Source organism: Pseudomonas sp. JC1203 (genome assembly GCF_056175065.1).
In genome coordinates this window covers 18,196-44,166 of the sequence record NZ_JBWCAM010000029.1, presented here as the reverse complement: position 1 = coordinate 44,166, position 25,971 = coordinate 18,196, and the positions used below count along the sequence as shown (strand labels likewise).

Genomic DNA, 25,971 nt, shown 5'->3' with positions numbered 1-25,971 from the left:
GTAAGTTTGGTAAGGAATGAACCATGCGTCATCGTAAAAGTGGACGTCACCTGAGCCGTACCAGCTCTCACCGCAAGGCTATGTTCCAGAACATGGCGGTGTCGCTGTTCGAGCACGAGCTGATCAAGACTACCCTGCCGAAAGCCAAGGAACTGCGCCGCGTTGCCGAGCCGCTGATCACCCTGGCCAAGGTAGACAGCGTTGCTAACCGCCGTCTGGCTTTCGACCGTACTCGTTCGAAAGAAATGGTTGGCAAGCTGTTCAACGACCTGGGCAAGCGCTATGCCACCCGTGAAGGCGGCTACCTGCGTATCCTCAAGTGCGGTTTCCGCGCTGGCGATAACGCACCAATGGCGTACGTCGAGCTGGTTGATCGTCCTGTCGGCGGCGCTGTAGAAGCTGCTGAGTAAGACGAAAAAGCTGTTCAAGAAAACCGGGCCTAGCGCCCGGTTTTTTTATGCGCGTCTATCGTTGCATTGCCAGGCATTGTGAAAATCTATCGAGCACAAAAGATCTATAAATTAGATGTTGTAACCCCTCTAAATGATACTGAACACCGAAGCCGATTAGCCCGGTCATATCAGGTCTGACAGAGGAAGAAACAGCATGAGCCAGAGCAAGATTCTCACTACCGCCAGCGGCGCACCTGTAGCCGACAACCAGAATTCGCGTTCCGCCGGGCCTCGTGGGCCTCTGTTGCTCGACGACTTCCACCTGATTGAAAAGCTCGCGCACTTCAACCGCGAGAACATTCCAGAACGCCGCGTGCACGCGAAGGGCTCGGGTGCCTACGGCACCTTCACCGTCACTCGCGACATCAGCAGCCTGACCTGCGCCAAGCTGTTCTCCGAGGTCGGCAAGCAGACCCCGACTTTCCTGCGCTTCTCCACTGTGGGTGGCGAACGTGGTTCGGCGGACACCGAGCGCGACCCGCGCGGTTTTGCCCTGAAGTTCTACACCGAAGAAGGCAACTGGGACATCGTCGGCAACAATACCCCTGTGTTCTTCATTCGCGACCCGCTGAAGTTTCCCGACTTTATCCACACGCAGAAGCGGCTGCCGCAAAGCAACCTGAAAAGCGCGCAAGCCATGTGGGATTTCTGGTCGCACTCACCAGAGGCGCTGCATCAGGTCACCATCCTGTTCTCCGACCGCGGCATTCCGGATGGCTACCGCTTCATGCACGGCTTCGGCAGTCACACCTACAGCCTGATCAATACCAAGGGTGAGCGTCACTGGGTGAAGTGGCACTACAAGAGCGTACAGGGCATCAAGAACCTGGCGCCGGCCGAGGCTGCACGCATCGCTGGTACCGACCCGGACTACGCCCAGCGCGACCTGTTCGAGGCCATCGAGCGCGGCGATTATCCGCAATGGCGCGTGTGCATCCAGGTGATGACCGAGGCCCAGGCCAACGCACACCGCGAGAACCCGTTCGACGTAACCAAGACCTGGTCGCAAAAAGAGTTCCCGCTTGTTGAAGTCGGCATTCTGGAGCTGAACCGCAACCCGCAGAACTACTTCGCTGAAGTTGAGCAAGCGGCGTTTGGCCCGAGCAACATGGTTCCTGGCGTCGGCCTGTCACCTGACCGCATGCTGCAAGGGCGCGTCTTCGCCTACGCCGATGCGCACCGCTACCGCGTGGGCACCAACCACCAGCAACTGCCGGTGAACGCGCCACGCAGCCCGGTGAACTCTTACCAGCGCGATGGTGCCATGGCGTTTGGCAGCAATGGCGGTGCGGCACCCAACTATGAGCCGAACAGCTACAGCGATGCACCCAAGCAGGCGCCTCAGTACGCAGAGCCACCGCTGGCACTGAGGGGTGCGGCCGACCGCTACGATCATCGCACCGATGGCGACTACTTCAGCCAGGCCGGCGCGCTGTTCCGCCTGATGAACGAAGCGCAGCAGGCGCTGCTGATCGACAACATTGCCAACGCAATGAGTAGCGTTTCCGGCGACGTTATAGAGCGCCAGTTGCCGTACTTCTACGAGGCCGACCAGGCTTATGGCGAAGGCGTGGCACGCGCTTTGGAAGCAAAACGCGGCTAAGTCGAAATGCTAAGGAGAACCGCCCTCATTTGGGCGGTTTTTCGCTGCCAATCATCTGGTTTTCTCTGCTTTTTTGCGATTTTTCAGCTTTCTGTCCGTGACGTTCAAGCCGCGTTGGTTCAAACTATCTACTTTCAAGCAAGGAGATGTAAGGCGATGCAAGGGCACCCGGACGTAATCGATTATCTGAACACGCTGCTGACCGGCGAGCTGGCTGCGCGTGATCAGTATTTCATCCACTCGCGGATGTACGAGGACTGGGGTTTCAGCAAGCTTTACGAGCGCATCAACCACGAGATGGAAGAAGAGGCAGGTCATGCCGACGCTCTGATGCGCCGCATCCTGATGCTCGAGGGCACGCCACGCATGCGCCCTGACGACCTCGACATCGGCACTGATGTACCGAGCATGTTCGAAGCCGACCTGCGCCTGGAGTACAAGGTTCGGGCAGCGCTGTGCAAGGGCATTGCCCTGTGCGAGCAGCACAAGGACTACGTTACCCGCGACATCCTGCGCCTGCAGCTGTCCGACACCGAGGAAGATCACACCTACTGGCTGGAGAAGCAGTTGGGCCTGATCAAATCCATCGGTTTGCAGAACTACCTGCAGTCGCAGTTCTAAGCGACACGGCATGAAAAAAGCCCCGCCATCTCACGATGGCGGGGCTTTTTTCATTCTGTGAAGGTCTTTGACGCGGCCTGCGGCCGCTGCTACGAGATGGTGTAGCAGCGGCCGCACTTACGCGCGGTCACGCTCCAGCAATGGCTTGAGGTAGTGCCCTGTGTAGGACTGCTTCATCTCTGCCACCTGCTCCGGGGTGCCGCAGCCGATAATCATGCCCCCCTTGGAGCCCCCTTCGGGGCCCAGGTCGACGATCCAGTCGGCGGTCTTGATCACGTCCAGGTTGTGCTCGATCACCACCACGGTGTTGCCGTGGTCGCGCAGGCGGTGAAGCACGTCCAGCAGCTGCTGGATGTCGGCGAAGTGCAGGCCGGTGGTGGGCTCGTCGAGAATGTACAGGGTCTTGCCGGTATCGCGCTTGGACAGTTCGCGCGACAGCTTGACCCGTTGCGCTTCGCCGCCCGACAGCGTGGTGGCCGACTGGCCCAGCTTGATATACGACAGGCCCACGTCCATCAGCGTCTGCAGCTTGCGCGCCAGTGCCGGCACGGCATCGAAGAACTCCCGCGCTTCCTCGATGGTCATTTCCAGCACCTCGTGGATGCTCTTGCCCTTGTATTTGATCTCCAGGGTTTCGCGGTTGTAACGCTTGCTCTTGCACACATCGCAGGGCACGTAGATGTCCGGCAGGAAGTGCATCTCCACCTTGATCAGGCCGTCGCCCTGGCACGCTTCGCAGCGGCCACCCTTGACGTTGAATGAGAAACGCCCCGGGCCGTAGCCGCGCGAACGGGATTCCGGCACGCCGGCGAACAGTTCGCGGATAGGCGTGAACAGGCCAGTGTAGGTGGCCGGGTTGGAGCGCGGCGTGCGACCGATGGGGCTCTGGTCGATGTCCACCACCTTGTCCAGGTGCTGCAGGCCGTCGCAACTGTCATGTGCGGCGGCTTCCAGCGTGGTGGCACCATTCAGGGCGGTGGCGCTGAGCGGGAACAGGGTATTGTTGATCAGCGTCGACTTGCCCGAGCCGGACACGCCGGTAACGCAGGTCAGCAGGCCGATCGGAATTTCCAGGTCGACGTTGCGCAGGTTGTTGCCGCGGGCACCCTTGAGGGTCAGTTGCAGCTTCTTGTTGCGCGGTGTGCGCTTGGCCGGCACGGCGATCTTCACGCGGCCCGACAGGTATTTGCCTGTCAGCGAATCCGGGTGGTCCATGACTTCCTGGGCGGTGCCCTCGGCGACGATGTTGCCGCCGTGCACGCCGGCGCCGGGGCCGATATCCACCACGTAGTCGGCCAGGCGAATGGCGTCCTCGTCGTGCTCCACCACGATCACTGTGTTGCCGATGTCGCGCAGGTGCTTGAGGGTGCCCAGCAGGCGATCGTTGTCGCGTTGGTGCAGGCCGATGGAGGGCTCATCGAGGATGTACATCACGCCCACCAGGCCCGCGCCGATCTGGCTGGCCAGGCGAATGCGCTGGGCCTCGCCGCCCGACAGGGTGTCGGCGCTGCGGTCCAGGGTCAGGTAGTCCAGGCCCACGTTCACCAGGAACTGCAGGCGCTCGCGGATTTCCTTGAGGATCTTGTCGGCGATCTCGCCCCGGCGGCCGGTCAGCTTCAGGCCTTCGAAGTAGTCGGTGGCATCGCCAATCGGCAGGCCGGTGACCGCTGGCAGGGTTTTCTCGCCCACCCACACGTGCCGCGCTTCGCGGCGCAGGCGCGTGCCACGGCAGTCCGGGCAGGGCTGGGTGCTGAGGAACTTGGCCAGCTCTTCACGCACGGTCGCCGACTCGGTCTCGCGGTAGCGCCGCTCAAGGTTCGGGACAATGCCTTCGAAGGGGTGCGAGCGCTTGACGATGTCGCCGCGGTCGTTGAGGTACTTGAAGTCGACGTTCTGCGTGCCGCTGCCGTGCAGCAGGATCTTCTGCTTGTCGACGGGCAGGTCGTTGAACGGTTTTTCCAGGCTGAACTTGTAGTGCGAGGCCAGCGAGCCCAGCATCTGGAAGTAATAGACGTTGCGCCGGTCCCAGCCGCGAATGGCACCTTCGGCGAGGGTGAGTTCGCCGTTCACCAGGCGCTTGGCGTCGAAGAACTGCTTCACGCCCAGGCCATCGCAGGTCGGGCAGGCACCGGCCGGGTTGTTGAACGAGAACAGCTTGGGTTCCAGCTCGCTGATGGCGTGGCCGCAGATGGGGCAGGCGAAGCGTGCCGAGAAGATCATTTCCTCGAACGGTTCTTCGTCCATGGACGCCACCAGGGCGATGCCGTCGGCCAGCTTCAGCGCAGTCTCGAACGATTCGGCCAGGCGCTGCTGCAGGTCTTCGCGGACCTTGAAACGGTCCACCACCACTTCGATGGTGTGCTTCTTCTGCTTGTCCAGCTTCGGCAGTTCGTCCAGTTCGTGCAGGCGGCCGTTAATGCGCGCCCGTACGAAGCCCTGGGCGCGCAGCTCTTCGAAGATGGCCAGGTGTTCGCCCTTGCGCTCGCGAATCACCGGGGCCAGCAGCATAAGCTTGCTGCCTTCGGGTTGCGCCAGCACCAGGTCGACCATCTGGCTGACGGTTTGCGCCTCCAGGGGAATGTCGTGGTCCGGGCAGCGCGGGGTGCCCACCCGCGCGTACAGCAGGCGCAGGTAGTCGTAGATCTCGGTGATGGTGCCGACCGTGGAGCGCGGGTTGTGGGAGGTCGACTTCTGCTCGATGGAGATAGCCGGCGACAGGCCCTCGATGGTGTCGACGTCCGGCTTTTCCATCATCGACAGGAACTGGCGGGCGTAAGCGGACAGCGACTCGACGTAGCGGCGCTGGCCTTCGGCGTACAGCGTGTCGAACGCCAGCGATGACTTGCCGGAGCCGGACAGCCCGGTGATGACGATCAGCTTGTCCCGTGGCAGGGTCAGGTCGATGTTCTTCAGGTTGTGGGTTCGAGCCCCACGAATCAGGATCTTGTCCAAGAGTGGCCTCGCACGGCGGGCGTAAACACAGGAGTATAAAGCCAAATACTGGATGGATGCACACTATCGGATGACATCACTGATGCCATACATGACAACTGCGCGGCAAAGCGTCGCCATATACCCCCTCTATCGATGGGACTGGTAGAATCGCCGCCGGTTCACACGAGGTTTTTCCATGCACGATCTCCACAGCGAACGCATGAGTGGCAGCGAGACCCGCGCGGCTGGCGGTCTGGCCCTGGTGTTCGCGTTCCGTATGCTGGGCATGTTCATGGTGTTGCCAGTACTGGCCACCTACGGCATGGACCTGGCCGGTGCCAGCCCGGCCCTGATCGGCCTGGCCATTGGTGCCTACGGCCTGACCCAGGCTTTCCTGCAAATTCCATTCGGCATCATTTCCGACCGCATTGGCCGCCGCCCGGTGATCTATGTGGGCCTGGTCATCTTCGCGCTTGGCAGCCTGCTGGCCGCCCATGCCGACTCTATCTGGGGCGTGATTGCCGGACGTGTCCTGCAGGGTGCGGGGGCGATTTCCGCAGCGGTGATGGCACTGCTGTCCGACCTGACCCGCGAGCAGCATCGCACCAAGGCCATGGCTACCATCGGCATGAGCATCGGTGTGTCGTTCGCCGTGGCCATGGTGGTGGGACCGCTGGTGACGCGCATGTTCGGCCTGTCCGGGTTGTTCATCGTCACCGCGGTGATGGCGGTGGTGGGCATCGCCCTGATCGCCTTCGTGGTGCCCAAGGCCTCCAGCCACTTCACCCACCGCGAATCGGGCGTGGCACGCCAGGCATTGTTGCCGACCCTCAAGCACCCGGACCTGCTGCGCCTGGACGTGGGCATCTTCGTGCTGCACGCCATCCTGATGGCCAGCTTCGTGGCCTTGCCCCTGGCACTGGTGGAGCGCGCCGGCCTGCCGAAGGAGCAGCACTGGTGGGTGTACCTGACCGCCTTGCTGGTATCTTTTTTCGGGATGATTCCGTTCATCATTTATGGTGAAAAAAAGCGCAAGATGAAACGCGTCCTCATAGGGGCGGTTGCCACTCTGATGCTCACTGAGCTGTATTTCTGGGTATCGGGCAACACCCTGACGGAACTGGTGGTTGGCATCGTGGTGTTCTTCACCGCGTTCAACCTGCTGGAAGCATCCTTGCCTTCGCTGATCAGCAAGGTGTCGCCGGCGGGCGGGAAGGGCACGGCCATGGGCGTGTATTCCACCAGTCAATTCCTGGGTGCGGCACTGGGCGGTATCCTCGGTGGCTGGCTGTTCCAGCACGGCGGGTTGAATGTGGTATTCATCGGCTGCGCCGGGCTGTTGGCGATTTGGTTGGCCATAGCTGTTACTATGCGTGAACCACCGTACGTGACGAGCCTGCGCTTGCCCCTGTCGCCAGAGGCGATACGCGAAGCGGGCCTCACCGAGCGCCTCAAGGCAGTACCGGGTGTAACAGATGCAGTGGTGGTGGCAGAAGAAGCCGCCATCTATATCAAATTGGACACAGAAATTTTGGATCGTGCTTCCCTGGAGCGCCTGGTCAACCCGGGCCCAGAGACGTGCCAAGCCTAGGAGAATGTTATGGCCCGTGGGGTTAACAAAGTCATTTTGGTCGGTACTTGCGGTCAGGATCCTGAAGTCCGCTACCTGCCCAACGGCAACGCTGTCACCAACCTGAGCCTGGCTACCAGCGAGCAGTGGACCGACAAGCAAAGCGGCCAGAAGGTCGAGCGCACCGAGTGGCACCGCGTTTCGATGTTCGGCAAGGTTGCCGAAATCGCCGGCGAATACCTGCGCAAGGGTTCGCAGGTGTACATCGAAGGCAAGCTGCAGACCCGCGAGTGGGAAAAAGACGGCATCAAGCGCTACACCACTGAAATCGTTGTCGACATGCAGGGCACCATGCAGCTGCTGGGCGGCCGTCCACAACAGGGCGACCAAGGCCAGGGCGGCAACAACTACCAGCAGTCGGCTCCGCGCCAGCAAGCGCCACGTCCTCAGCAGGCCGCGCCACAACAGTCGCGCCCAGCTCCGCAACAGGCTGCGCCGCAACCTGCTGCCGACTTCGACAGCTTCGACGACGATATCCCGTTCTGATTGCTGCTGATGAAAAAGCCCCCGCATTGCGGGGGCTTTTTTTATGGTGCCACAGGCTGCGTCCGGCAACGCCGGGGTGGGCCTGCAGCGACGGTGACGCGGCCTGGCGGCGGATGGCCGCCCCGCCGCTGCTACAGCGTCAATGCCCGTACAGGCCAACCACGTTACGGCCCGCCAGCGCATGGCCCGCCAGGCGCGCCATCAGCTCTTCCCGGGTCAGCCCTTCAGGCAGCGCGCCAGGCTTGAGGTCGGTGGCAATCACCGTCAGCACGTAGTGATGCGGCTGATCCCCCGGTGCCGGGCAAAAACCGCGGAAATCGGCAGTGCCGGCAATGTTCTTGCCCACCGTGATGCCCGGCACGCTGACCAGCGCCTCGCCTTCCTTGATCCCGCCACGCTGGGCAGGAATGTTGTAGGTCACCCAGTGGCTGACGCCAAGGCCGTTATGCCCGTCCACGTCGAGAATCAGCACCGCCATCGACTGGGTGCCCGCCGGCAGGTCGCTCCACGACACCTGCGGGTTGTGGCGCTTGCCCGAGCCGCACTCGGCAGGGGTATCGGCGGCGCTGGCATTGACCTTGCCGCCTTCGGCAAAGGCGTCGGTGCTGACCTTCATGGTGGTGGCGCTGGCCATTTGGGTGCCGGCCAGCAGCAGGGCAGCGGTGCAGGTGGTGAGTAGGTGGCGCAGTTTCATCTTTCAGTTCCATCCGGTTCGCAGTCTCTGCTTCAGACAGGCGAGCAAAGACCGCGTCGGATGATAAAGCCAATCAGGCCTCCGAAGATGAAACCGCGGTCATTGAAGGTCCTTCATTTTCAACCAGGGGTTGCTCAGCTCCTGGGGTCGTTGCCCCGCCAAGCAGGAGTTTTGCCGCCATCGCCAGGCATACGGTGATCAGCAAAGGCCTTACGAGCCCAGGGCCAAATCGCATGGCACAGCGGGCTCCCAACTGGGCGCCGAGGAAGGCGCCGACGGCCATGGCGAGCGCGAGGGGCCACAGAATCTTACCCGTCATGGAGAACACAAGCAGTGCGCCAACATTGCACGAAGCATTCATCAGCTTGCTGCTCGATAAGGCCTGCATCAATCCTTGACCCATGAGCGCTACGAAAGCTATCAGGAAAAAAGAACCGGTGCCTGGGCCGAACACCCCGTCGTAGAAGCCGATGGCAGGCACCGCCACCGCGCCGAATACCAGTGCAGAGCACTTAGGCGCAGTGCCGGCATTGCCTGGTGTGCGAACGAAGGCAAAGTAGCAGGCCACCATAATCAACAGGGGAGGGATGACCTTTTCCAACAGGCCGCTTGGAAGAAGGCCGGCGATGAGCGCGCCTGTGCAACCTGCGATAAATGAAGCGCCGGCCATGGGCAGGGCGGTCCGCCATGACAAGAGCCCCTTTCGCGCGAAACTCACCGTCGCAGACACGCTGGCGCAGGAGGCTTGCAGTTTATTGGTAGCAATGGCGGCGACAGGCTCGATACCGGCTACCAATAAGGCTGGAAGCGTGATCAGCCCCCCGCCCCCCGCGATCGCGTCCAGAAAACCGGCAGCCAAGGCCACTGTTGCCATGGTCAGGATAAGGCTCAGATCTGCTTCTAACATTATGCACCCCGGGTCTTTTAACCCTTAACAATCAAAGGGTCGTTGTTGATGATGATTGGTTGGGCGTGACGGGAATATCCAAACAGTCTGATAAGTAGCCTGCGATTGTCTGTGACGGTGTCGCGGCAATGCAGGGTCAGGGTGTTGTTGATTATCAGCGTATTGTGAGGTTGTATATTTACTTCAATTTGTTTAGAGCTATGAATTTGATCTCTCAGTAGCGATAGGGCGGCATGAGCTTCAGGATAAGAGTTTGCGCAGGTCGAAAAGCGATAATCGTTATAACGTATTGCAAAGGTGCCAGCATTGTCATGCTGCAGGATTGGGATGAGCCCATCGGGTTCGCCAGCGCCGGAGACAAAACAGTCACTGCGAGTGTACTGAAACGAGTGAGATGTAAGTTCGACAACGCAACACCCTGGCAGACTATCGATGACAGGCCTCATTGGGATAATGCGTGTCGGCTCGTTAAGTGGGTTCCAACGAGCGGTCAAAATTAGCGCGCAGGGCGCGGGAGAGTGATCTTCATGTGCAGAGCGTGCGCAGTAGTAGGGCGGTTCAGTATGTGGGCCCAAGGACAAGCCAGCATGAGAACTGAGCTCAACGTCGTCCGCGTAGGGCTCGGAGACGATCGGACTAGCGCCTCCACCTCGAAAGTTTGCGACAAGTCGAGTTGTTTTGCCTTCGTTGTCAATGTCGTAGGCAAATGCTACATGCTGTAGCAGGCTAAGAAGCAGCTGGTTTCTAGCCGCCAATAAGATGCAGGTTGGGTGCAATTCCAGTTTTTCGATGCTTAGTGCTTCATCAGGTGGGGTATCATCCGTGTCAGGCTTGAGCCCGGTGAATAATAAAGCGGGGAGCTTGCCAGCAGCGTATTGATCTAAAACGCTGGATTGGCCTTTTGTTAGTGTGTCGCTTATCACAGAAGCATAAGTTTTCGCTCTGATGGCTGAGCCGGCAGCATGAGGCCCACCTTCCAATGCCAGGCGCCGGGCGTAACGGTCAATGGCCTCCGCTTGCTTCGCGCTGATTGTGATGTGGGCGAGCTTCAAGGTGCTGATGTTTTTTTTATTGCTATTCATTGGCGGTGCCTTTGCTAGCTTTTATAGGTTTGTGTGCTGTGGAACCGACTTGAACTTATTGCATCGGATCCAGTGTTGCAACTTCGCTAGGGGAAGGGATATGTAAGGTGTTGTTGCGAGATAATAAGGCCTGAGTAACTATGGAACTATTTCCCTCTCGGCGGCTAGCTTGTTAGCGGAGCGGCCTGGCGAGGGGCTGCTACAGTCCTCTTCACCCCAGCCAATTGCCGATTGATCCCCGCAGCACAAATCCGCAAAATGCAATAACATAGGCCTCTTGACCGATCGCCTCGTGGCCCTGGCCCCTGGCAATCCCTGGCTCACAGACTTAACGGACCGGACCTGCTGACTCTATGCGAATGCGCCTTATGCTGTTGGGCGGCGGTAATGCCCTTGGGCAAGCGCTGATTCGTCTCGGGGCGGAGGAAGACATCGGCTTCCTTGCTCCGCGCCCACCGGAAAACGGTTGGGATGCGGCGAGCCTGACCCAGCTGCTCGATGACACCCGCCCCGACGCACTGATCAACCTTGCCTACTATTTCGACTGGTTCCAGGCCGAAAGCGTCAGCGAAGCCCGGCTGGCCCAGCAGGAGCGCTCGGTGGAGCGCCTGGCGCAATTGTGCCAGCACCACCAGATCATCCTCGTGCAGCCTTCCAGCTATCGCGTCTTCGACGGTTCGCGTGCCACGGCGTATAGCGAAAAGGACGAGCCGGTGCCGTTGGGGCTGCGCGGCCAGGCCTTGTGGCGAATCGAGCAGAGCGTGCGCGCCACCTGCCCGCAGCATGTGCTGCTGCGTTTCGGCTGGTTGCTGGATGACAGCGTCGATGGCGTGCTGGGCCGTTTCCTCACCCGTGCCGAGCAACCCCAGGAAATACACCTGGCGGACGACCGTCGTGGTAACCCGACGCCGGTGGACGATGCCGCGCGGGTGATTATTTCGGTGCTCAAGCAGCTCGATTGCGCTGCGCCGCTGTGGGGCACCTACCACTACGCCGGCAACGAGGCGACAACGCCGCTGGCGCTTGGCCAGGCCATCATCAGCGAGGCGGCCAGCCTGCACCCGCTGGCCATCGAGGCGCCCACTGCCCAGGCCCACGCCGCGCGGCCCGACGCCGCCGACGAACCGCAGCATGCGGTGCTGGCCTGCAAGAAAATCCTTCATACCTTCGGGATCAAGCCACGCGCCTGGCGCTCTGGCCTCCCAAGCTTACTGGACAGATATTACCGACATGGTTGATGCACCTGTACTGATCACCGGGGGCGCCGGCTTCATCGGCTCGAACCTTGTGGACGCGCTGCTGGAAAAGGGCCATGCCGTACGCATTCTCGACGACCTTTCCATGGGCAAGCGCAGCAACCTGCCGCTGGACAACCCGCGGGTAGAGCTGATCGAAGGCGACGTCGCCGACGCCGCCCTGGTGGCGCGCGCCGCCCGGGGGTGCCAGGCGGTCGTGCACCTGGCCGCCGTGGCCTCGGTGCAAGCGTCGGTGGATGACCCGGTCAAGACCCACCAGGCCAATTTCATCGGTACCCTGAACGTCTGCGAAGCGATGCGCGTGGCGGGTATCAAGCGCGTGGTGTTCGCCTCCAGCGCAGCCGTGTACGGCAACAATGGCGAAGGTGAAGCCATCGCCGAAGACACGCCCAAGGCGCCGCTGACGCCGTACGCCTCGGACAAGCTGGCCAGTGAGCACTACCTGGACTTCTACCGCCGCCAGCATGGCCTGGAGCCGGTGATCTTCCGCTTCTTCAACGTCTTTGGGCCGCGCCAGGACCCGTCCTCGCCGTATTCCGGGGTTATCAGCATCTTCTGTGAACGCGCGCAGCAGAACCTGCCCATCAGCCTATATGGCGATGGCGAGCAGACGCGTGACTTCATCTACGTGGGCGACCTGGTGGCGGTGCTGATGCAGGCGCTGGAAGCGCCGGGCGTCGAGGAAGGGGCAATCAACGTGGGCCTGAACCAGGCCATGAGCCTCAACCAGTTGCTGGCTGAGTTGCAGTCGGTGCTGGGCAGCCTGCCCGAAGTCAGCTACGGCGAAGCGCGCCCTGGCGATATCAAGCACTCGCGGGCGAACAATGCACGCCTGCTGCAGCGCTTCACGCTGCCGGAAGTCACCCCAATGGCCACCGGCCTGCGCAACCTGCTCGGCCTGTGACCCCGTAGCCGCTGCCGCAGCCTGCCGGCAGCGGCTACGCGATGGTCATGTGGCCTTTCAAATCAGAACTTGTAGCCCACGCCAACCATGTACACCCACGGGTCGACATCCACGTTGACCTTGGTGCGCCCCACGCCCAGGGCGGTCGGGCCGTCGACGCTGGCCTGGGTGTCGATGTCCACGTACCACACCGCGGCGTTGACCATGATGTGGTCGGTCAGCATGTAGTCCGCGCCGATCTGCGCCGCCCAGCCCCACGAGTTTTTCAGATTGAGGTTGCTGAAGCCTTCAGCCTTGCGGTCGCTGGTCAGGTCTTCGCCGTAGAACCAGGTGTAGTTCAGGCCCACGCCCGCATAAGGCTGGAATTTGGAGCTGGGCTCCATGGGGTAGTACTGCAGCGACAGGGTGGGTGGCAGCTGCTTGATGTCGGCCAGCTTGCCGTCCAGGCCGGCCACGCCGGTAGCGGCGCTTACGCCCTTGACGCCAACCTTGTGCTGGAAGGGGGTTGCGGCCAGCAGTTCCACGCCGACGTGGTCGGTGAGCATGTAGGCGAAGGTAAGGCCCAACTGGGTGTCGTTGCCCAAGGTGGCCTTGGTGCCGGAGACCTTGGCGCCGTCGAGCTTGAGGTTGCCGCTGTCCTCGTTGGGCGCGGTCTCGATCGCGCCCGCGCGTACGATGAAATCACCTGCCTGGTGAGCGTGGGCGAGCGGGGTGAAAAGGGCGGCGCTGACAAGCGAGGCCCCCAGCAATTTGGTGTTCATCGGGTCTCCATCGGACAAGGGGAAAAAGTCTTGGCCAATGGTAGGAACGCTCTGGATCAAGGGTTTTGACCCAGCTCAATAAAACTGTAACTTTTTACTTGGCGAGTTACTCGGGCAGTTCGTAGATGGTGATCTTGTCCGCTTCCATCTGGTAGCCGGCATCGGCAAGTTCGCTGTCAGAGCGCTTCACGCGCAGGGTGCCCTCCACCCAGAACGCCTGGTACAGGTCGTCGAGCTTGACCCCAACCTGGCTGGTGACGTGCACGATCTGGTTCGAAGGCGGCGGTGGCACGTGAATGCAGGCGCCGTAGTACGGCACCAGCAGGAAATCGGTGGTGCGGCCGTCATCGCTGACCTCCAGCGGCACGATGAACCCCGGCATTTTCACCTGCTGGCCGTCCAGCGCCTTCACCACCGGGGCATCAGGCTGTTGCTGTTTCACCGCTGGCGCCGACTCCATGTCCGTGCCCATCTTCGACAGGTCGTGCAGGGGTGTCATCTGCGGGGCGATTTTCGGCGCGTCGGGCGGAATCATCTCCGCCCAGGTCAGCTCGCGTGGCCCGGCAGCCGCCCATAGGTTGGGGGCGGCAATCATCATTACAAACAGCAAGGCAGCTTTCATCGGGCACGGCTCACAGGTGAATGGACAGGCCATCGGCCAGTGACTGCCGGTAGGCACGCCAGGCCGGTACGGCGCCCATGACCAGGGCTGCGCCGAGGATAATCCCCAGCAGCGACCATTCATAGGCCGTGGGTGCCGACAACGGCAAGTACAGCCCATAGTTGGCTTGTACGTAGCCCTGTGCGGCGGCAATACCGGCGTACAGCAGCGCCACCCCGGCGCCGATGCCACACAACGCCAGCGAGAACGCTTCAAGTATCAGCAAGCTGGCGATATGCCAGGGCCGCGCACCCACCGACCGCAGGATCGCCATCTCCCGGCGCCGCTCGTTGAGGCTGGTGAGGATGGCCGTGAGCATGCCGATCAGCCCGGTCAACACCACGAACAGCGACACCACGAACAAGGCCTTTTCCGCTGTGCCCATCAACCCCCACAGCTCTTGCAGGGCCACCCCGGGCAGGATCGCCAGCAACGGCTCGCCGACAAAATCGTTGATCTCGCGTTGCAGGGCAAAGGTCGAGATCTTGTTGTTCAGGCCCAGCATCACCGCGGTGATGGCGGTGGGGGTGAGGTCCATGTTGCGTGCCTGGTCGGCGCTGATGCGCCCGGCGCCACGGGCCGGCACGCCGTTATGCCAGTCGATGTGGATGGCTTCCATGCCGCCGAGGCTGATGTGCAGCGTGCGGTCCACCGGTGTGCCAGTACGCTTGAGGATACCGACCACGGTGAACGGCTTGTCGTCATGCTTGACTAGGCTGATGGCCGCAGTGCCGTGGGCCAGCACCAGGGTGTCGCCAAGCTTGTAGTGCAGCGCATCGGCCACTTCGGCGCCCAGCACTACTTCGAACGGGTCGCTGGCGAAGAAGCGCCCGGCGGCCATTTCCAGTGGCTGGTGATGGCCGTACTGGTAGTGCTCGAAGTATGACTGGTCAGTGCCCAGCACCCGGTAGCCACGGTGCGAATCGCCCAGGGACATGGGAATGGCCCATTTCACCCGGGGGTCGTGGGCGTAGTGCTGGAAACTGTCCCAGCGGATGTTGTTGGTGGCATTGCCGATGCGAAACACCGAGTACAGCAGCAGGTTCACCGACCCCGAGCGGGCGCCGACGATTAGGTCGGTGCCGCTGATGGTGCTGGCAAAGCTGGTGCGTGCCTCGGTGCGCACGCGCTCCACGGCCAGCAGCAGGCACACCGACAGGGCAATGGCGAACGCGGTGAGGAAGGCGGTGAAACGCCGGTTGGCCAGGCTGGCCACGGCTAGACGGAACAGGTACATCAGACTTCCCCAGGGGCGGCGGGGCGCACGGCCCGGTTGAGTTCGGCCAGCGACAGGCTGCGGTCGAACAGCGGTGCCAGGCTTTGGTCGTGGCTGACGAATAGCAGGCTGGAGCCGGCCTCGCGGCATTCGGCGAACAGCAGGCGAATGAAGGCTTCGCGGGCGTCATAGTCCAGCGCCGAGGTGGGCTCGTCGGCGATCACCAGTTCCGGCTGGCCGATCAGCGCGCGGGCTGCGGCCACGCGTTGCTGCTGGCCGATGGACAGGGTGTCGGCGCGGCGTTGCAGCAGCGCCGGGTCGGTAAGCCCCAGGTGTGCCAGCAAGGTGGCCGCGGCCTGGTCGATGCTGCCGTGACGCTGCTTGGCCCGCGCGGCGCGCTGGCGCGAGAAATGGCAGGGCAGCTCGACGTTTTCGCGCACCGACAGGAACGGCAGCAGGTTGAACTGCTGGAAGATGTAGCCGGTGTGGTCGACGCGGAAACGGTCGCGGCGGCCCTGGCTCATGTCGCCCAGTTCCTGGCCCAGCACCTGCACGCTGCCGCTGACGGGCTTCTGCACACCGCCCAGCAGGCCCAGAAGTGTGGTCTTGCCGCTGCCGCTGGGGCCTTTGAGGAACAGCGTCTCGCCGGCTTCCAGGCGAAACGCGGGTATGTCCAGCAGCGCCGGCTGGCGCGGCCAGGCAAAGTGCAGGTCGCGCAGTTCGATCAGGGCTGTGCTGGCCATCAGAAACTCAGGGTGCTGTTGTCCGGGGTGGCTTCAAGGCCTTTCTGGCCGGCCGGGCCGATCATCTGCACCACCACTTTGTGGGTAGCCGGGAAGGTCTTGAACACCTGCGCAAGGTCCAGGCCCTTGAGCTTGTCCGGCGCGGTGCAGGTGAATTCGTAGCCGGCGTGGATCTCGCTGTGGTGGTGCTCGGCGCCTGCTGCGTGCTCGTCGTGATCGTGGTCGTCATCGTCGCCGTCTTCGGCGGGCATCACGTCACCGAACAATGGGCTTTGCAGGTGCTGGCTGGCCACGCTGCAACCGGCGGCGGCAGGCAGGTTGAACAGCGCCAGGGGTTTCTCCAGCAGGGCGCGGGCCTTGGCCACGGCAGCCTTGTCGGCGTCGGTGGTGGCCAGGTGTTCGAAACCGACGATGTTCATGGCCGGGCTTTGCAGCTCCAGCGCCAGGGTCTGGTCGTCCAGCGCGGCGTTGACGCGGGCGGTGCCGTGTTCATGCGTGCCCAGGCTGCCGTGTTTCACCGGGGTGTCGTCGGCGTGGGCAACGGCCAGTGGCAGCAGCGCGAAGGGCAGGGCGAGCAGAAGTCGGCGCATGAAAATGTCCTGATGGAGAATGAATAATTGTAACGTTATAACAACTTTAAAGTGCCAGCACCATAAAGGCCCAGATGAAATTTATCCACAGATGTATGGGAACATGGTCATTCGCAGACGAGGACTTACCATGCTACGAATTCGCGGAACCATCGGCGCCTGGCCGGTTGACTTGACCATCGAAATGGACGCCGCCGACTGGCAGCACCTGGGCGCACAGTTGAACGTGCAGGCCCAAGCGCCGGCACCGGTTGCCCCGGCAGCCAAACCCGCCGGGCAGGACGACGCGGTATGGCAGGCAACGTTGCAACTGGTGCGGCAGGCGGGGCAGGTCAGCGGCCCGGAACTGCTGGGGCAGCTGGAAGGCCTGGCGGGCAGCACGGCGGCGGGCAAGCGCCTGTTGGTGCGCCTGCGTCACTGCCGTGAAGTGCGGGTGGAAAGCGGCGCCGATGCGCCGCTGTATTGCTGGGTGGAATAACTCAGTACAGCGCGGCGAACAGCTTGCGGCGGTAGGTGGTGACCAGCGGGTGGTCATTGCCCAGCAGCTCGAATACTTGCAGCAGGGTCTTGTGCGCCACGCCTTCGTTGAAGCTGCGGTTGCGCACGAACAGTTTCAGCAGGGCATCCAGCGCCGCTTCGTACTGCTGGCGCGACAGCTGCTGGATGGCCAGTTGGAATACCGCCTCGTCGTCGCCCGGGTTTTGCGCGATACGCGTCTTCAGATCGGCAGCATCAGGCAAATCGGCCGCCCGGCGCAGGAAGGTCAACTGCGCCTTGGCACCAGCCAGCGCAGCCTTGTGCTCGTCGCTCTTGACCGCGTCCAGCACCGCCTGGGCCTCGGTCAGTTCATTGCGCTCGGCCAGGCAGCGGGCGTACAGAATCAGCGCGCGGGCGTTGCTGTTGTCCTCGCCCAGCAGCACGCGCAGGATCTCTTCGGCCTTGGCGAAATGACCTTCGTTGAACAGCGCCTGCGCCGCTTCCAGCGGGTCGGCGGCAGCAGGTTCGGGCATGTGCACATGGGGTTCGAGCATGGCGCGGATTTCAGCTTCCGGGCGCGCTTCGGCGAAACCATCCACCGGCTTGCCTTCCTTGAACAGCACCACGGTGGGCAGGCTGCGAATGCCGAAGTGGGCAACGATGTCCTGCTCCACGTCGCAATTGACCTTGGCCAGCAGCAGCTCGCCCTGGTAGCTCTCGGCAATCTTTTCCAACAGCGGCATCAGCACTTTGCAGGGGGCGCACCATTCGGCCCAGAAGTCCACCAGCACTGGCTGTTCGAAGGACTTGTCGATGACGTCCTGTTGGAAGGTGGCGGTGGTGACATCGAAAATATACGGCGTGGACTGGCTCATCGTGCATCTCGAAAAAAGCGGTAATACCCGCACTATAAAGGCTGGCGCCGCTGGCCGAAAGCGCCTCAGCCGCGCTGCGCGTGATAGAGGCTGACGTGGCGAAATTCATGGGGCTCGGCCAGGTCCGGCAGGGTGCAGGCGTGTAGTTGGCCCAGCGGGCGGTAGACCGGGTGGCTGAAGTCGCGCACCCGTGAGTCGGCGACCAGCGCCTGGCGCCCGCGGCTGAGGAAATGGTCGAGCAGTGGCAGGTTGGCGCGGTCGTAAAGCACGTCCGCCACCAGGATCAGGTCGAAGCGGTCGGCCTCGGCGAAAAAGTCCGCCGAGTAGCCCAGCTCCACACCGTTGAGCGCGGCGTTGGCGCGGCAGGCGGCCAGGGCCAACGGGTCAAGGTCGCAGGCTACCACCTCGGCGGCACCCGCCTTGGCGGCGGCAATGGCGACCACCCCCGAACCTGCGCCGAAGTCCAGCACGCGCTTGCCGGCTACCCAGTGCGGCTGCTCGGCCAGGAAGCGCGCCATGGCCAGGCCGCTGGCCCAGCAGAAACTCCAGTACGGCGGCTCGTGCAGGATGCGCCGGGTTTCCTCGGGGCTGAACGCGCGGTCCATGTTGTCGCCGTCGATCAGCCACAGGCGGATATCGGTTTCGGGCAGCGCGGTGCTGACCAATTGCGCGTCGCCCAGCAGTTCGCTCAAGGCGTGTTGCAGGTGGATCATGGCGCTTGCAGCAGCTGCAGGTTGCCCAGTGCCTGGGTCGCAGGTTGGGCCACCGGCACGGCCGGCAGGTGCAGGATCAATACCCCAGACTGGCTGGCGCGGCCGCGCAGTTCAACCCGCAGGTTGGCGGGGAAGGCCTCGGGGTTGAAGCGCAGCTGGAAGCCCAGTGGCTTGCCGGTGCTATTCCACTTGCCACTGGCCAGCAGTTGCTGCGGGCGGCCGCGCTCATCCACCGCCAGCAGGGCCAGCTCCACCTCGGCACCGGCCGGGGCGCCCAGCACGGTGCCGGTCAGTTCACGCTGGTAGGCGGGCAGCGGGCCCAATGGCTGCTGGGCGCCGATGGCGGCTTTCGGGGCTGGCGCAACGGGCGCCACCGGCTTGGGCTTGTCGCTGCTGCAAGCCGCGAGCAAGGCTACCAGGCTCAGCAAAATCAGGGGGCGTAGGGGCATCGGCAGATCCATCGCAATAAATAACCTCTGTATACCGTAAAGCCTTTGGCTTGTCTTGCCAGTGGGATGCGCTACCATGGCCCTCCCATTTTTTGTTGCCTGCCACCATGCACTGTCCCTTCTGCGGTGCCAACGACACCAAGGTCATCGACTCGCGACTGGTCGCCGAGGGCGAGCAAGTCCGCCGCCGTCGCGAATGCCTGGCCTGCGGTGAGCGTTTCACCACCTTCGAAACCGCCGAACTGGTTTTGCCGCGCCTGATCAAGCAGGACGGTAGCCGCCAGCCCTTCGACGAAGAAAAATTGCGCGCCGGCATGCAGCGGGCGCTGGAAAAGCGCCCGGTCAGCGTCGAGCGCCTGGAAGCGGCCCTGGCCCACATCAAGCACAAGCTGCGCGCCACCGGCGAGCGCGAGGTCAAGTCGCTGGTCGTCGGCGAGCTGGTGATGGCCGAGTTGCAGAAGCTTGATGAGGTTGCCTACATCCGCTTCGCCTCGGTGTACCGCCGCTTCCAGGACCTGGACGAGTTCCGCGAGGAAATCGACCGCCTGGCCCGCGAACCCGCCAAGGAGTGACCATGCCCAGCGAGCAAGCCGTCCTCGACGCCCACTACATGGCACGCGCCATCGAGCTGGCGCGCCGTGGCCTGTACACCACGCACCCCAACCCGCGGGTAGGTTGCGTGATCGTGCGCGATGGCCAGGTGGTGGGCGAGGGCTGGCACGTGCGCGCCGGCGAGCCCCACGCCGAGGTGCATGCCTTGCGCCAGGCCGGCGAGCTGGCGCGTGGCGCCACCGCCTACGTCACCCTTGAGCCGTGCAGCCACCATGGCCGCACCCCGCCGTGTGCCGATGCGCTGGTGAATGCCGGGCTGGCGCGGGTGGTTGCGGCCATGCAGGACCCTAACCCGGAAGTCGCCGGGCGTGGCCTGAAGCGCCTGGCCGATGTCGGCATCGAAGTGCTGAGTGGTGTGCTGCAGGCTGAAGCCAGGGCCTTGAACCCCGGCTTCCTCAAGCGCATGGAGCACGGCGTGCCGTTCGTGCGGGTCAAGCTGGCCATGAGCCTGGACGGCCGCACAGCCATGGCCAGCGGCGAAAGCCAGTGGATCACCGGCCCGGCCGCCCGTTCAGCCGTGCAACGCCTGCGTGCGCGTTCCAGCATCGTGCTGACCGGCGCCGACAGCGTGTTGGCCGACGGCGCGCGCATGACCGTGCGCGCCGAGCAGTTGGGCCTGGACGCCGAGACCACGGCGCTGGCGCTCAGCCGCCCACCGCTGCGCGTGCTGATCGACGGCCGCCTGCGTGTGCCGCTGGACGCGCCGTTCTTCCAGGCTGGCCCAGCGCTGGTGGTCACCTGTGCCGAGGGTGCGGACACCAGCGCTTATCAGCAGCACGGCCATGAGCTGCTGCTGGTGAGTGCCGTCGACGGCCACGTTGACCTGCCCCAGCTGCTGAAACTGCTGGCCGCCCGTGGCGCCAGCGAAATTCTCGTGGAAGCCGGCCCCATCCTGGCCGGCGCTTTCGCCCGCCAGGGCCTGGTGGACGAGTACCAGTTGTTCGTCGCCGGGCAGTTCCTCGGCTCCAGTGCGCGGCCGTTGCTGGACTGGCCGCTGGCGCGCATGAGCGAGGCGCCACGGCTGAAAATCATTGAAATGCGCGCGGTGGGGGATGACTGGCGAGTCATCGCAATACCTGCCCCGGCGGCAAGCGTATAATTTTTGCCTCGCGCCCAGCGCAGGCCCGGTTCCCCAGGAGGTTCCATGTTCACCGGCATTATCGAATCCATCGGCAGCATCCGTTCGTTGACCCCCAAGGGCGGTGACGTGCGTGTTTACGTAGAGACCGGCAAGCTGGACCTTGCCGACGTCAAATTGGGCGACAGCATCGCCGTCAACGGCGTGTGCCTGACTGCAGTGGAACTGCCGGGCGACGGGTTCTGGGCTGACGTCAGCCGCGAAACCCTGGATTGCACCGCCTTCCACGAACTCAAGGCCGGCAGCCGCGTTAACCTGGAAAAGGCCCTTACCCCAAGCTCGCGCCTGGGTGGCCACCTGGTCAGCGGCCACGTCGACGGTGTCGGCGAAGTGGTCTCCCGTGAGGAGAATGTCCGTGCCATCCAGTTCCGCGTGCGCGCGCCCAAGGAGCTGGCCAAGTACATCGCCCACAAGGGCTCGATCACCGTCGATGGCACCAGCCTGACCGTGAACGCCGTCAACGGCGCCGAGTTCGAACTGACCATCGTCCCGCACACCCTGGCCGAGACCATCATGGCCGACTACCGGGCCGGTCGTAAGGTCAACCTGGAAGTGGACCTGCTGGCCCGTTACCTGGAGCGCCTGCTGCTGGGCGACAAGGCTGCCGAGCCGACTGCCGGCGGCATCAGCGAAAGCTTCCTGGCCGCCAACGGCTACCTCAAGTCCTGATATAGGGGGTGCCGCGTGGCGCTCAACACGATCGAAGAACTGGTGGAAGACATTCGCCAGGGCAAGATGGTCATCCTGATGGATGACGAAGACCGCGAGAACGAAGGTGACCTGATCATGGCCGCCGAGTGCTGCCAGCCAGAGCACATCAACTTCATGGCCAAGCACGCCCGCGGCCTGATCTGCATGCCCATGACCCGCGAGCGCTGCGAGCTGCTGAAGCTGCCGCTGATGGCGCCGCGCAACGGGTCGGGTTTCGGCACCAAGTTCACCGTGTCCATCGAGGCCGCCGAGGGCGTGACCACCGGCATCTCCGCCGCCGACCGCGCGCGTACCGTGCAGGCTGCCGCAGCCAGGGACGCCAAGGCCGAGGATATCGTCAGCCCGGGCCACATCTTCCCGCTGATGGCCCAGGCCGGGGGCACCCTGGCCCGGGCCGGCCACACCGAAGCTGCCTGTGATCTGGCGCGCATGGCCGGTTTCGAGCCAAGCGGGGTCATCTGCGAGGTGATGAACGACGATGGCACCATGTCGCGCCGGGCGGAACTGGAAACCTTCGCCGCCGAGCACAACATCAAGATCGGCACCATCGCCGACCTGATCCACTACCGCATGATCCACGAACGTACCGTTCAGCGGATTGCCGAGCAGCCGCTGGACAGCGAACTGGGCCAGTTCAACCTGGTGACCTACCGCGATGCGGTGGAAGGCGACGTGCACATGGCACTGACCCTGGGCACCATCTGCGCCGAGGAACCGACCCTGGTACGGGTGCACAACATGGACCCGCTGCGCGACCTGCTGATGGTCAAGCAGCCCGGCCGCTGGAGCCTGCGGGCCGCCATGAGCGCCGTGGCCGAGGCCGGCAGCGGTGTGGTGCTGCTGCTTGGCAACCCGGTGGATGGCGACGTGCTGCTGGCGCATATTCGTGAAACCAGCGAGAGCGTGCCGGTGAAAAAACCCACCACCTACAGCATCGTCGGGGCCGGTTCGCAGATCCTTCGCGACCTGGGCGTGCGCAAAATGCGCCTGATGAGTTCGCCAATGAAGTTCAATGCGATATCCGGATTCGACCTGGAAGTAGTAGAATACGTGCCCTCCGAATAAACACCGGTAACGGGTCGCCAGATTGCCAGGCCAGCGCTATGGTTTTCAGTGACCCCGCACGTTCTTGTTCGTGGCCCATTACCCCCATGGGGCGCCCTTGGCGCCCCTGCTCTTTAATACGAGACACACCCGAATGACCCTGAAGACCATCGAAGGTACCTTCATCGCCCCCAAAGGTCGCTATGCCCTGGTGGTTGGCCGATTCAACAGCTTCGTCGTCGAAAGCCTGGTCAGCGGCGCCGTCGACGCCCTGGTTCGCCACGGTATCAGCGAAAGCGACATCACCATCATCCGCGCCCCTGGCGCCTTCGAAATCCCGCTGGTAGCGCAGAAAGTCGCCCAGCAGGGTGAGTACGACGCGATCATCGCGCTGGGCGCGGTCATTCGTGGCGGCACCCCGCACTTCGAATACGTGGCCGGTGAGTGCACCAAGGGCCTGTCCCAGGTTTCCATGGAATTCGGTGTGCCGGTCGCCTTTGGCGTGCTGACCGTCGACTCCATCGAACAGGCCATCGAGCGTTCCGGCACCAAGGCTGGCAACAAGGGCGCCGAAGCTGCCCTGTCCGCCCTGGAAATGGTCAGCCTGCTGTCGCAGTTGGAGGCCAAGTGATTTCCGACGAAAGCGATCGTTTCAACCCGCGCGATCCAAAACCTGCGGATGCTGGCAAACCTTCCAAGAGCATGAAGCGTCGCGAAGCCCGCAAGCTGGCCACCCAAGCCCTGTACCAATGGCACATGGCTAGCCACTCGCTGAACGAGATCGAAGCGCAGTTCCGGGTCGACAACGACTTCACTGACGTCGACGGTGCCTACTTCCGCGAGATCCTGCACGGCGTGCCTGCCAGCAAGACCGAGATCGATGCCGTGCTCAAGCCGTGCATGGACCTGGCCCTGGAAGAGCTGGACCCTGTGGAGCTGGCCGTGCTGCGCCTGTCCACCTGGGAACTGCTGAAGCGCGTCGATGTGCCGTACCGCGTTGTCATCAACGAAGGTATCGAGCTTGCCAAGGTGTTCGGTTCCACCGACGGCCACAAGTTCGTCAACGGTGTGCTCGACAAGGTCGCGCCGAACGTGCGTGCCGCCGAAGTGCAGGCATTCAAGCGCTGATCCACGCGCTTGCATACCATGGGCGAGTTTGAGCTGATACGACACTACTTCGCCGCCGCGCCCTGTGCGCAGGCTGGCGACGGGGTGGCGCTCGGCATCGGTGACGACTGCGCCCTGCTGGCCCTGCCAGCCGGCCAGCAGTTGGCCGTGTCGACCGACACCCTGGTGGCCGGGGTGCATTTTCCCGACGCCGCCGACCCCTTCCTGCTCGGCCAGCGCGCGCTGGCGGTGGCGGCCAGTGACCTGGCGGCCATGGGCGCCGACCCCATCGGTTTCACCCTTGCCCTGACCTTGCCGTCAGTGGCTGAAGGCTGGCTGCAGGCATTTGCCGAAGGCCTTAACCGCATGGCCACGCAATGCCGCCTGAGCCTGATCGGCGGCGACACTACCCGTGGGCCGCTGAGCCTGACCATGACCGTGTTCGGCGGCGTGCCGGCCGGCCAGGCGCTGCTGCGCTCGGGCGCCCGCGCTGGCGATCTGTTATGCGTGGGGGGCGTGCTGGGTGACGCCGCTGGCGCCTTGCCGCTGGTGCTGGGGCAGGCGCAGGCCGAGGCAGCCATCGCCGACCCTTTGCTGGCGCACTACTGGTCACCACCGCCGCAGTTCGGCCTGGGCCAGGCGTTGCGGGGCAAGGCTACGGCTGCAATGGATATTTCCGACGGGCTTCTGGCCGATTGCGGACACATTGCGTCGGCTTCCGGCGTGGCCCTTGCACTGGAACTGGACGCCCTGCCGCTGTCGAATGCACTGCTTGGCCTGCTGGGCCGGAAAGCGGCGCAAACGGCAGCCCTGACCGGTGGTGACGACTACGTGCTGGTGTTCAGCCTGCCGCCCGGGCATTTGCCCGGCCTGCGTGCCGGTGGCTGGCCAATCCATGTGCTCGGCCAGGTTCGCGAAGGGCAGGGCGTTACCCTGCACGATGGCAACGGCTGCGACATCACCCCGGCTGTACGGGGTTATCAACATTTTCGGGAGACACCGTGACAGACCACCCCAACCAGGTACCGGCAGAGAACGTGCCGCCGTCCGTCTGGCGCAACCCCTGGCATTTCCTGGCATTCGGTTTCGGCTCGGGCACCATGCCCAAGGCGCCCGGTACCTGGGGTTCGCTGGTCGCCATCCCGTTCATCCCGTTGTGGCAGATGTTGCCCGACTGGGGCTACTGGCTGATGCTGGGCGTGACCATGCTGTTCGGCTTCTGGCTGTGCGGCAAGGTGGCCAAGGACCTTGGCGTGCACGACCACGAAGGTATCGTCTGGGACGAAATGGTCGGCATGTGGATCACTCTCTGGCTGGTGCCCGAAGGTTGGGGGTGGATTCTGGTCGGCTTCCTGATGTTCCGTTTCTTCGACATACTCAAGCCGTGGCCGATCCGCTGGATCGACCGGCATGTGCATGGCGGCGTCGGCATCATGCTCGATGACGTACTGGCCGGGGTGTTTGCTTGGCTGGCGATGCAGGTGGTGGTGTGGGGGTGGCATTTCGTTTGATCCCGGCTGGGGGCTGACAAGGAGCGGGTCATGATCGGAAGGATGCTGATGATGGTGGTCGGCCTGCTGGCCACCTGCGCCAACGCGGCTGCCGAGCCGCTCCCGGCGCAGGTCCATGTGGCCAGCGAGGAGTGGAGCGACTACACCAATGCCGACGGCAGCGGCCTGGCCTGGGATATCCTGCGCAAGGTATTCGAGCCTGCCGGGGTCAAGGTGCAGACCCGCACCACGCTCTACATGCGCTCGGTGGGCCTGGTGCAGCGCGGCGAGGCCGATGCCTGGGTGGGTTCCTACCATGATGAAGTCGCCAACACCCTCTACCCGCGCTGGCACTACGACACCGACCATATCTACGCGCTGGGCCTGGCCGACAAGCCAGCGCCTGTCTTGAGCACCCTTGGCCACTACCGCCTGGCCTGGGTACGCGGCTACGGCTACGAGCGCTATTTGCCGGGCATTCACCAGTTCAACGAAGTGCAACGCCGCACCGGTATCCTGCCGATGCTGCTCCACGATCGTGCCGACTATTACATCGACGCCCAAACAGAAATTCTCGGTGTGCTCAAACAGGTCGAGCAACCGGCCAGGTTCAAACTGACCCACATTGCCGAACTGCCATTGTTCGTGGGGTTCGCCGATAACCCCAATGGGCGGGCCCTGCTGGCGCTGTTCGACCAGCGCATGGACAAGCTGGTGCCCAGCGGTGAACTGCGGCCAGTGTTCGAACGCTGGAAGCAGCCTTATCCCTTTACGCCATAAGCGATCAAACTTCCTGATCTTTATGCCGCGAAATT

The 25,971-nt window shown here is 63.2% G+C and carries 29 protein-coding genes; 17 read left to right on the top strand and 12 right to left on the bottom strand.

Annotated features, from left to right (window positions below; all coding sequences use genetic code 11):
* The first annotated feature begins 23 nt into the window (after positions 1 to 23).
* From rplQ to bfr, 3 genes are all read left to right on the top strand, one after another.
* Entirely contained in the window at positions 24 to 410 is a 387-nt protein-coding gene (gene rplQ / locus AC0SZ7_RS29880; RefSeq protein WP_158154260.1) for a 50S ribosomal protein L17, read from the top strand.
* 196 nt (positions 411 to 606) lie between these two features.
* The gene (locus tag AC0SZ7_RS29875; RefSeq protein ID WP_475507735.1) at positions 607 to 2,055 is read left to right on the top strand and encodes a catalase; all 1,449 of its coding nucleotides are present in this window, start codon (positions 607 to 609) and stop codon (positions 2,053 to 2,055) included.
* 156 nt (positions 2,056 to 2,211) lie between these two features.
* Complete coding sequence (gene bfr / locus AC0SZ7_RS29870) at positions 2,212 to 2,676, top strand: bacterioferritin (protein WP_416427115.1); 465 nt, start codon at positions 2,212 to 2,214, stop codon at positions 2,674 to 2,676.
* A gap of 117 nt (positions 2,677 to 2,793) precedes the next feature.
* Here the strand turns inward: bfr and uvrA are convergent, their stop codons facing one another.
* Positions 2,794 to 5,628, bottom strand: coding sequence for an excinuclease ABC subunit UvrA (gene uvrA / locus AC0SZ7_RS29865; RefSeq protein ID WP_475507734.1), 2,835 nt, complete (start codon positions 5,626 to 5,628; stop codon positions 2,794 to 2,796).
* A gap of 178 nt (positions 5,629 to 5,806) precedes the next feature.
* Between uvrA and AC0SZ7_RS29860 the strand changes: the two genes are divergently transcribed.
* A complete protein-coding gene (locus AC0SZ7_RS29860) occupies positions 5,807 to 7,201 on the top strand; it encodes an MFS transporter (protein WP_475507733.1) in 1,395 nt (464 codons plus the stop codon).
* Positions 7,202 to 7,210: 9 nt separating this feature from the next.
* On the top strand, positions 7,211 to 7,726 hold the full coding sequence (locus tag AC0SZ7_RS29855; RefSeq protein ID WP_475507732.1) for a single-stranded DNA-binding protein: 516 nt from the start codon (positions 7,211 to 7,213) through the stop codon (positions 7,724 to 7,726).
* A gap of 139 nt (positions 7,727 to 7,865) precedes the next feature.
* Here AC0SZ7_RS29855 and AC0SZ7_RS29850 read toward each other — a convergent pair whose 3' ends face one another.
* The 3 genes from AC0SZ7_RS29850 to AC0SZ7_RS29840 form a co-directional block, all read right to left on the bottom strand.
* Positions 7,866 to 8,420, bottom strand: a complete 555-nt coding sequence (locus AC0SZ7_RS29850) for a YbhB/YbcL family Raf kinase inhibitor-like protein (RefSeq protein ID WP_475507731.1) — start codon at positions 8,418 to 8,420, stop codon at positions 7,866 to 7,868.
* Between the two features lie 73 nt (positions 8,421 to 8,493).
* On the bottom strand, positions 8,494 to 9,327 hold the full coding sequence (locus AC0SZ7_RS29845; protein ID WP_475507730.1) for a TSUP family transporter: 834 nt from the start codon (positions 9,325 to 9,327) through the stop codon (positions 8,494 to 8,496).
* Positions 9,328 to 9,344: 17 nt separating this feature from the next.
* Entirely contained in the window at positions 9,345 to 10,409 is a 1,065-nt protein-coding gene (locus AC0SZ7_RS29840; protein WP_475507729.1) for a Fe(II)-2OG oxygenase family protein, read from the bottom strand.
* Positions 10,410 to 10,762: 353 nt separating this feature from the next.
* On the opposite strand from AC0SZ7_RS29840, the gene AC0SZ7_RS29835 reads away from it, so the two are divergent.
* Both AC0SZ7_RS29835 and AC0SZ7_RS29830 read left to right on the top strand, forming a co-directional pair.
* Entirely contained in the window at positions 10,763 to 11,647 is an 885-nt protein-coding gene (locus tag AC0SZ7_RS29835) for a sugar nucleotide-binding protein (RefSeq protein ID WP_416427110.1), read from the top strand.
* Positions 11,640 to 12,569: an NAD-dependent epimerase/dehydratase family protein gene (locus AC0SZ7_RS29830; RefSeq protein ID WP_475507728.1), complete on the top strand. Its 930-nt coding sequence runs from the start codon at positions 11,640 to 11,642 to the stop codon at positions 12,567 to 12,569. Before AC0SZ7_RS29835 ends, AC0SZ7_RS29830 begins: the two co-directional genes overlap by 8 nt.
* A 62-nt stretch (positions 12,570 to 12,631) precedes the next feature.
* Here AC0SZ7_RS29830 and AC0SZ7_RS29825 read toward each other — a convergent pair whose 3' ends face one another.
* The 5 genes from AC0SZ7_RS29825 to AC0SZ7_RS29805 form a co-directional block, all read right to left on the bottom strand.
* The gene (locus tag AC0SZ7_RS29825; protein WP_475507727.1) at positions 12,632 to 13,330 is read right to left on the bottom strand and encodes an OmpW/AlkL family protein; all 699 of its coding nucleotides are present in this window, start codon (positions 13,328 to 13,330) and stop codon (positions 12,632 to 12,634) included.
* 106 nt (positions 13,331 to 13,436) lie between these two features.
* The gene (locus AC0SZ7_RS29820; protein WP_475507726.1) at positions 13,437 to 13,952 is read right to left on the bottom strand and encodes a DUF3299 domain-containing protein; all 516 of its coding nucleotides are present in this window, start codon (positions 13,950 to 13,952) and stop codon (positions 13,437 to 13,439) included.
* A gap of 10 nt (positions 13,953 to 13,962) precedes the next feature.
* Complete coding sequence (locus AC0SZ7_RS29815; RefSeq protein ID WP_475507725.1) at positions 13,963 to 15,228, bottom strand: ABC transporter permease; 1,266 nt, start codon at positions 15,226 to 15,228, stop codon at positions 13,963 to 13,965.
* The gene (locus tag AC0SZ7_RS29810) at positions 15,228 to 15,950 is read right to left on the bottom strand and encodes an ABC transporter ATP-binding protein (RefSeq protein WP_475507724.1); all 723 of its coding nucleotides are present in this window, start codon (positions 15,948 to 15,950) and stop codon (positions 15,228 to 15,230) included. The genes AC0SZ7_RS29815 and AC0SZ7_RS29810 overlap by 1 nt, the downstream gene beginning before the upstream one ends.
* Complete coding sequence (locus AC0SZ7_RS29805; RefSeq protein ID WP_475507723.1) at positions 15,950 to 16,540, bottom strand: DUF2796 domain-containing protein; 591 nt, start codon at positions 16,538 to 16,540, stop codon at positions 15,950 to 15,952. Before AC0SZ7_RS29805 ends, AC0SZ7_RS29810 begins: the two co-directional genes overlap by 1 nt.
* 130 nt (positions 16,541 to 16,670) lie before the next feature.
* Between AC0SZ7_RS29805 and AC0SZ7_RS29800 the strand changes: the two genes are divergently transcribed.
* Entirely contained in the window at positions 16,671 to 17,018 is a 348-nt protein-coding gene (locus AC0SZ7_RS29800) for a hypothetical protein (protein WP_475507722.1), read from the top strand.
* A 1-nt stretch (position 17,019) separates the two neighbouring features.
* Here the strand turns inward: AC0SZ7_RS29800 and trxA are convergent, their stop codons facing one another.
* The 3 genes from trxA to AC0SZ7_RS29785 form a co-directional block, all read right to left on the bottom strand.
* Complete coding sequence (gene trxA, locus AC0SZ7_RS29795) at positions 17,020 to 17,892, bottom strand: thioredoxin (protein ID WP_475507721.1); 873 nt, start codon at positions 17,890 to 17,892, stop codon at positions 17,020 to 17,022.
* A 65-nt stretch (positions 17,893 to 17,957) separates the two neighbouring features.
* The gene (locus AC0SZ7_RS29790; protein ID WP_475507720.1) at positions 17,958 to 18,605 is read right to left on the bottom strand and encodes a class I SAM-dependent methyltransferase; all 648 of its coding nucleotides are present in this window, start codon (positions 18,603 to 18,605) and stop codon (positions 17,958 to 17,960) included.
* Positions 18,602 to 19,054 carry a YbaY family lipoprotein gene (locus tag AC0SZ7_RS29785; protein WP_475507719.1) on the bottom strand — a complete coding sequence of 151 codons (453 nt, stop codon included), beginning with the start codon at positions 19,052 to 19,054 and terminating at the stop codon, positions 18,602 to 18,604. Before AC0SZ7_RS29785 ends, AC0SZ7_RS29790 begins: the two co-directional genes overlap by 4 nt.
* Before the next feature lie 107 nt (positions 19,055 to 19,161).
* On the opposite strand from AC0SZ7_RS29785, the gene nrdR reads away from it, so the two are divergent.
* From nrdR to AC0SZ7_RS29740, 9 genes are all read left to right on the top strand, one after another.
* Complete coding sequence (nrdR, locus tag AC0SZ7_RS29780) at positions 19,162 to 19,626, top strand: transcriptional regulator NrdR (RefSeq protein ID WP_166363187.1); 465 nt, start codon at positions 19,162 to 19,164, stop codon at positions 19,624 to 19,626.
* 2 nt (positions 19,627 to 19,628) lie between these two features.
* Entirely contained in the window at positions 19,629 to 20,765 is a 1,137-nt protein-coding gene (ribD, locus tag AC0SZ7_RS29775; protein WP_475507718.1) for a bifunctional diaminohydroxyphosphoribosylaminopyrimidine deaminase/5-amino-6-(5-phosphoribosylamino)uracil reductase RibD, read from the top strand.
* A gap of 45 nt (positions 20,766 to 20,810) precedes the next feature.
* Positions 20,811 to 21,473, top strand: a complete 663-nt coding sequence (locus tag AC0SZ7_RS29770) for a riboflavin synthase (protein ID WP_475507717.1) — start codon at positions 20,811 to 20,813, stop codon at positions 21,471 to 21,473.
* Between the two features lie 15 nt (positions 21,474 to 21,488).
* Entirely contained in the window at positions 21,489 to 22,580 is a 1,092-nt protein-coding gene (gene ribBA, locus AC0SZ7_RS29765) for a bifunctional 3,4-dihydroxy-2-butanone-4-phosphate synthase/GTP cyclohydrolase II (RefSeq protein ID WP_475507716.1), read from the top strand.
* Between the two features lie 133 nt (positions 22,581 to 22,713).
* Positions 22,714 to 23,190, top strand: a complete 477-nt coding sequence (ribH, locus tag AC0SZ7_RS29760) for a 6,7-dimethyl-8-ribityllumazine synthase (RefSeq protein ID WP_008374078.1) — start codon at positions 22,714 to 22,716, stop codon at positions 23,188 to 23,190.
* Positions 23,187 to 23,687 (top strand): transcription antitermination factor NusB, encoded by a 501-nt coding sequence (gene nusB, locus AC0SZ7_RS29755; protein WP_475507715.1) that lies wholly within the window; start codon positions 23,187 to 23,189, stop codon positions 23,685 to 23,687. Before ribH ends, nusB begins: the two co-directional genes overlap by 4 nt.
* 18 nt (positions 23,688 to 23,705) lie before the next feature.
* On the top strand, positions 23,706 to 24,671 hold the full coding sequence (gene thiL, locus AC0SZ7_RS29750) for a thiamine-phosphate kinase (protein WP_475507714.1): 966 nt from the start codon (positions 23,706 to 23,708) through the stop codon (positions 24,669 to 24,671).
* On the top strand, positions 24,668 to 25,177 hold the full coding sequence (locus tag AC0SZ7_RS29745; RefSeq protein ID WP_475507713.1) for a phosphatidylglycerophosphatase A family protein: 510 nt from the start codon (positions 24,668 to 24,670) through the stop codon (positions 25,175 to 25,177). Before thiL ends, AC0SZ7_RS29745 begins: the two co-directional genes overlap by 4 nt.
* Before the next feature lie 30 nt (positions 25,178 to 25,207).
* Positions 25,208 to 25,936: a substrate-binding periplasmic protein gene (locus tag AC0SZ7_RS29740; RefSeq protein WP_475507712.1), complete on the top strand. Its 729-nt coding sequence runs from the start codon at positions 25,208 to 25,210 to the stop codon at positions 25,934 to 25,936.
* Positions 25,937 to 25,971: the final 35 nt, after the last annotated feature.

Excerpts from the sequence above, each read along its gene's own strand:
- rplQ (WP_158154260.1), top strand. The coding sequence starts at position 24 with ATGCGTCATCGTAAAAGTGGACGTCACCTGAGCCGTACCAGCTCTCAC.
- AC0SZ7_RS29875 (WP_475507735.1), top strand. The coding sequence starts at position 607 with ATGAGCCAGAGCAAGATTCTCACTACCGCCAGCGGCGCACCTGTAGCC.
- bfr (WP_416427115.1), top strand. The coding sequence starts at position 2,212 with ATGCAAGGGCACCCGGACGTAATCGATTATCTGAACACGCTGCTGACC.
- AC0SZ7_RS29860 (WP_475507733.1), top strand. The coding sequence starts at position 5,807 with ATGCACGATCTCCACAGCGAACGCATGAGTGGCAGCGAGACCCGCGCG.
- AC0SZ7_RS29855 (WP_475507732.1), top strand. The coding sequence starts at position 7,211 with ATGGCCCGTGGGGTTAACAAAGTCATTTTGGTCGGTACTTGCGGTCAG.
- AC0SZ7_RS29850 (WP_475507731.1), bottom strand. The coding sequence starts at position 8,420 with ATGAAACTGCGCCACCTACTCACCACCTGCACCGCTGCCCTGCTGCTG.
- AC0SZ7_RS29845 (WP_475507730.1), bottom strand. The coding sequence starts at position 9,327 with ATGTTAGAAGCAGATCTGAGCCTTATCCTGACCATGGCAACAGTGGCC.
- AC0SZ7_RS29840 (WP_475507729.1), bottom strand. The coding sequence starts at position 10,409 with ATGAATAGCAATAAAAAAAACATCAGCACCTTGAAGCTCGCCCACATC.
- AC0SZ7_RS29835 (WP_416427110.1), top strand. The coding sequence starts at position 10,763 with ATGCGAATGCGCCTTATGCTGTTGGGCGGCGGTAATGCCCTTGGGCAA.
- AC0SZ7_RS29830 (WP_475507728.1), top strand. The coding sequence starts at position 11,640 with ATGGTTGATGCACCTGTACTGATCACCGGGGGCGCCGGCTTCATCGGC.
- AC0SZ7_RS29825 (WP_475507727.1), bottom strand. The coding sequence starts at position 13,330 with ATGAACACCAAATTGCTGGGGGCCTCGCTTGTCAGCGCCGCCCTTTTC.
- AC0SZ7_RS29820 (WP_475507726.1), bottom strand. The coding sequence starts at position 13,952 with ATGAAAGCTGCCTTGCTGTTTGTAATGATGATTGCCGCCCCCAACCTA.
- AC0SZ7_RS29815 (WP_475507725.1), bottom strand. The coding sequence starts at position 15,228 with ATGTACCTGTTCCGTCTAGCCGTGGCCAGCCTGGCCAACCGGCGTTTC.
- AC0SZ7_RS29810 (WP_475507724.1), bottom strand. The coding sequence starts at position 15,950 with ATGGCCAGCACAGCCCTGATCGAACTGCGCGACCTGCACTTTGCCTGG.
- AC0SZ7_RS29805 (WP_475507723.1), bottom strand. The coding sequence starts at position 16,540 with ATGCGCCGACTTCTGCTCGCCCTGCCCTTCGCGCTGCTGCCACTGGCC.
- AC0SZ7_RS29800 (WP_475507722.1), top strand. The coding sequence starts at position 16,671 with ATGCTACGAATTCGCGGAACCATCGGCGCCTGGCCGGTTGACTTGACC.
- trxA (WP_475507721.1), bottom strand. The coding sequence starts at position 17,892 with ATGAGCCAGTCCACGCCGTATATTTTCGATGTCACCACCGCCACCTTC.
- AC0SZ7_RS29790 (WP_475507720.1), bottom strand. The coding sequence starts at position 18,605 with ATGATCCACCTGCAACACGCCTTGAGCGAACTGCTGGGCGACGCGCAA.
- AC0SZ7_RS29785 (WP_475507719.1), bottom strand. The coding sequence starts at position 19,054 with ATGCCCCTACGCCCCCTGATTTTGCTGAGCCTGGTAGCCTTGCTCGCG.
- nrdR (WP_166363187.1), top strand. The coding sequence starts at position 19,162 with ATGCACTGTCCCTTCTGCGGTGCCAACGACACCAAGGTCATCGACTCG.
- ribD (WP_475507718.1), top strand. The coding sequence starts at position 19,629 with ATGCCCAGCGAGCAAGCCGTCCTCGACGCCCACTACATGGCACGCGCC.
- AC0SZ7_RS29770 (WP_475507717.1), top strand. The coding sequence starts at position 20,811 with ATGTTCACCGGCATTATCGAATCCATCGGCAGCATCCGTTCGTTGACC.
- ribH (WP_008374078.1), top strand. The coding sequence starts at position 22,714 with ATGACCCTGAAGACCATCGAAGGTACCTTCATCGCCCCCAAAGGTCGC.
- thiL (WP_475507714.1), top strand. The coding sequence starts at position 23,706 with ATGGGCGAGTTTGAGCTGATACGACACTACTTCGCCGCCGCGCCCTGT.
- AC0SZ7_RS29740 (WP_475507712.1), top strand. The coding sequence starts at position 25,208 with ATGATCGGAAGGATGCTGATGATGGTGGTCGGCCTGCTGGCCACCTGC.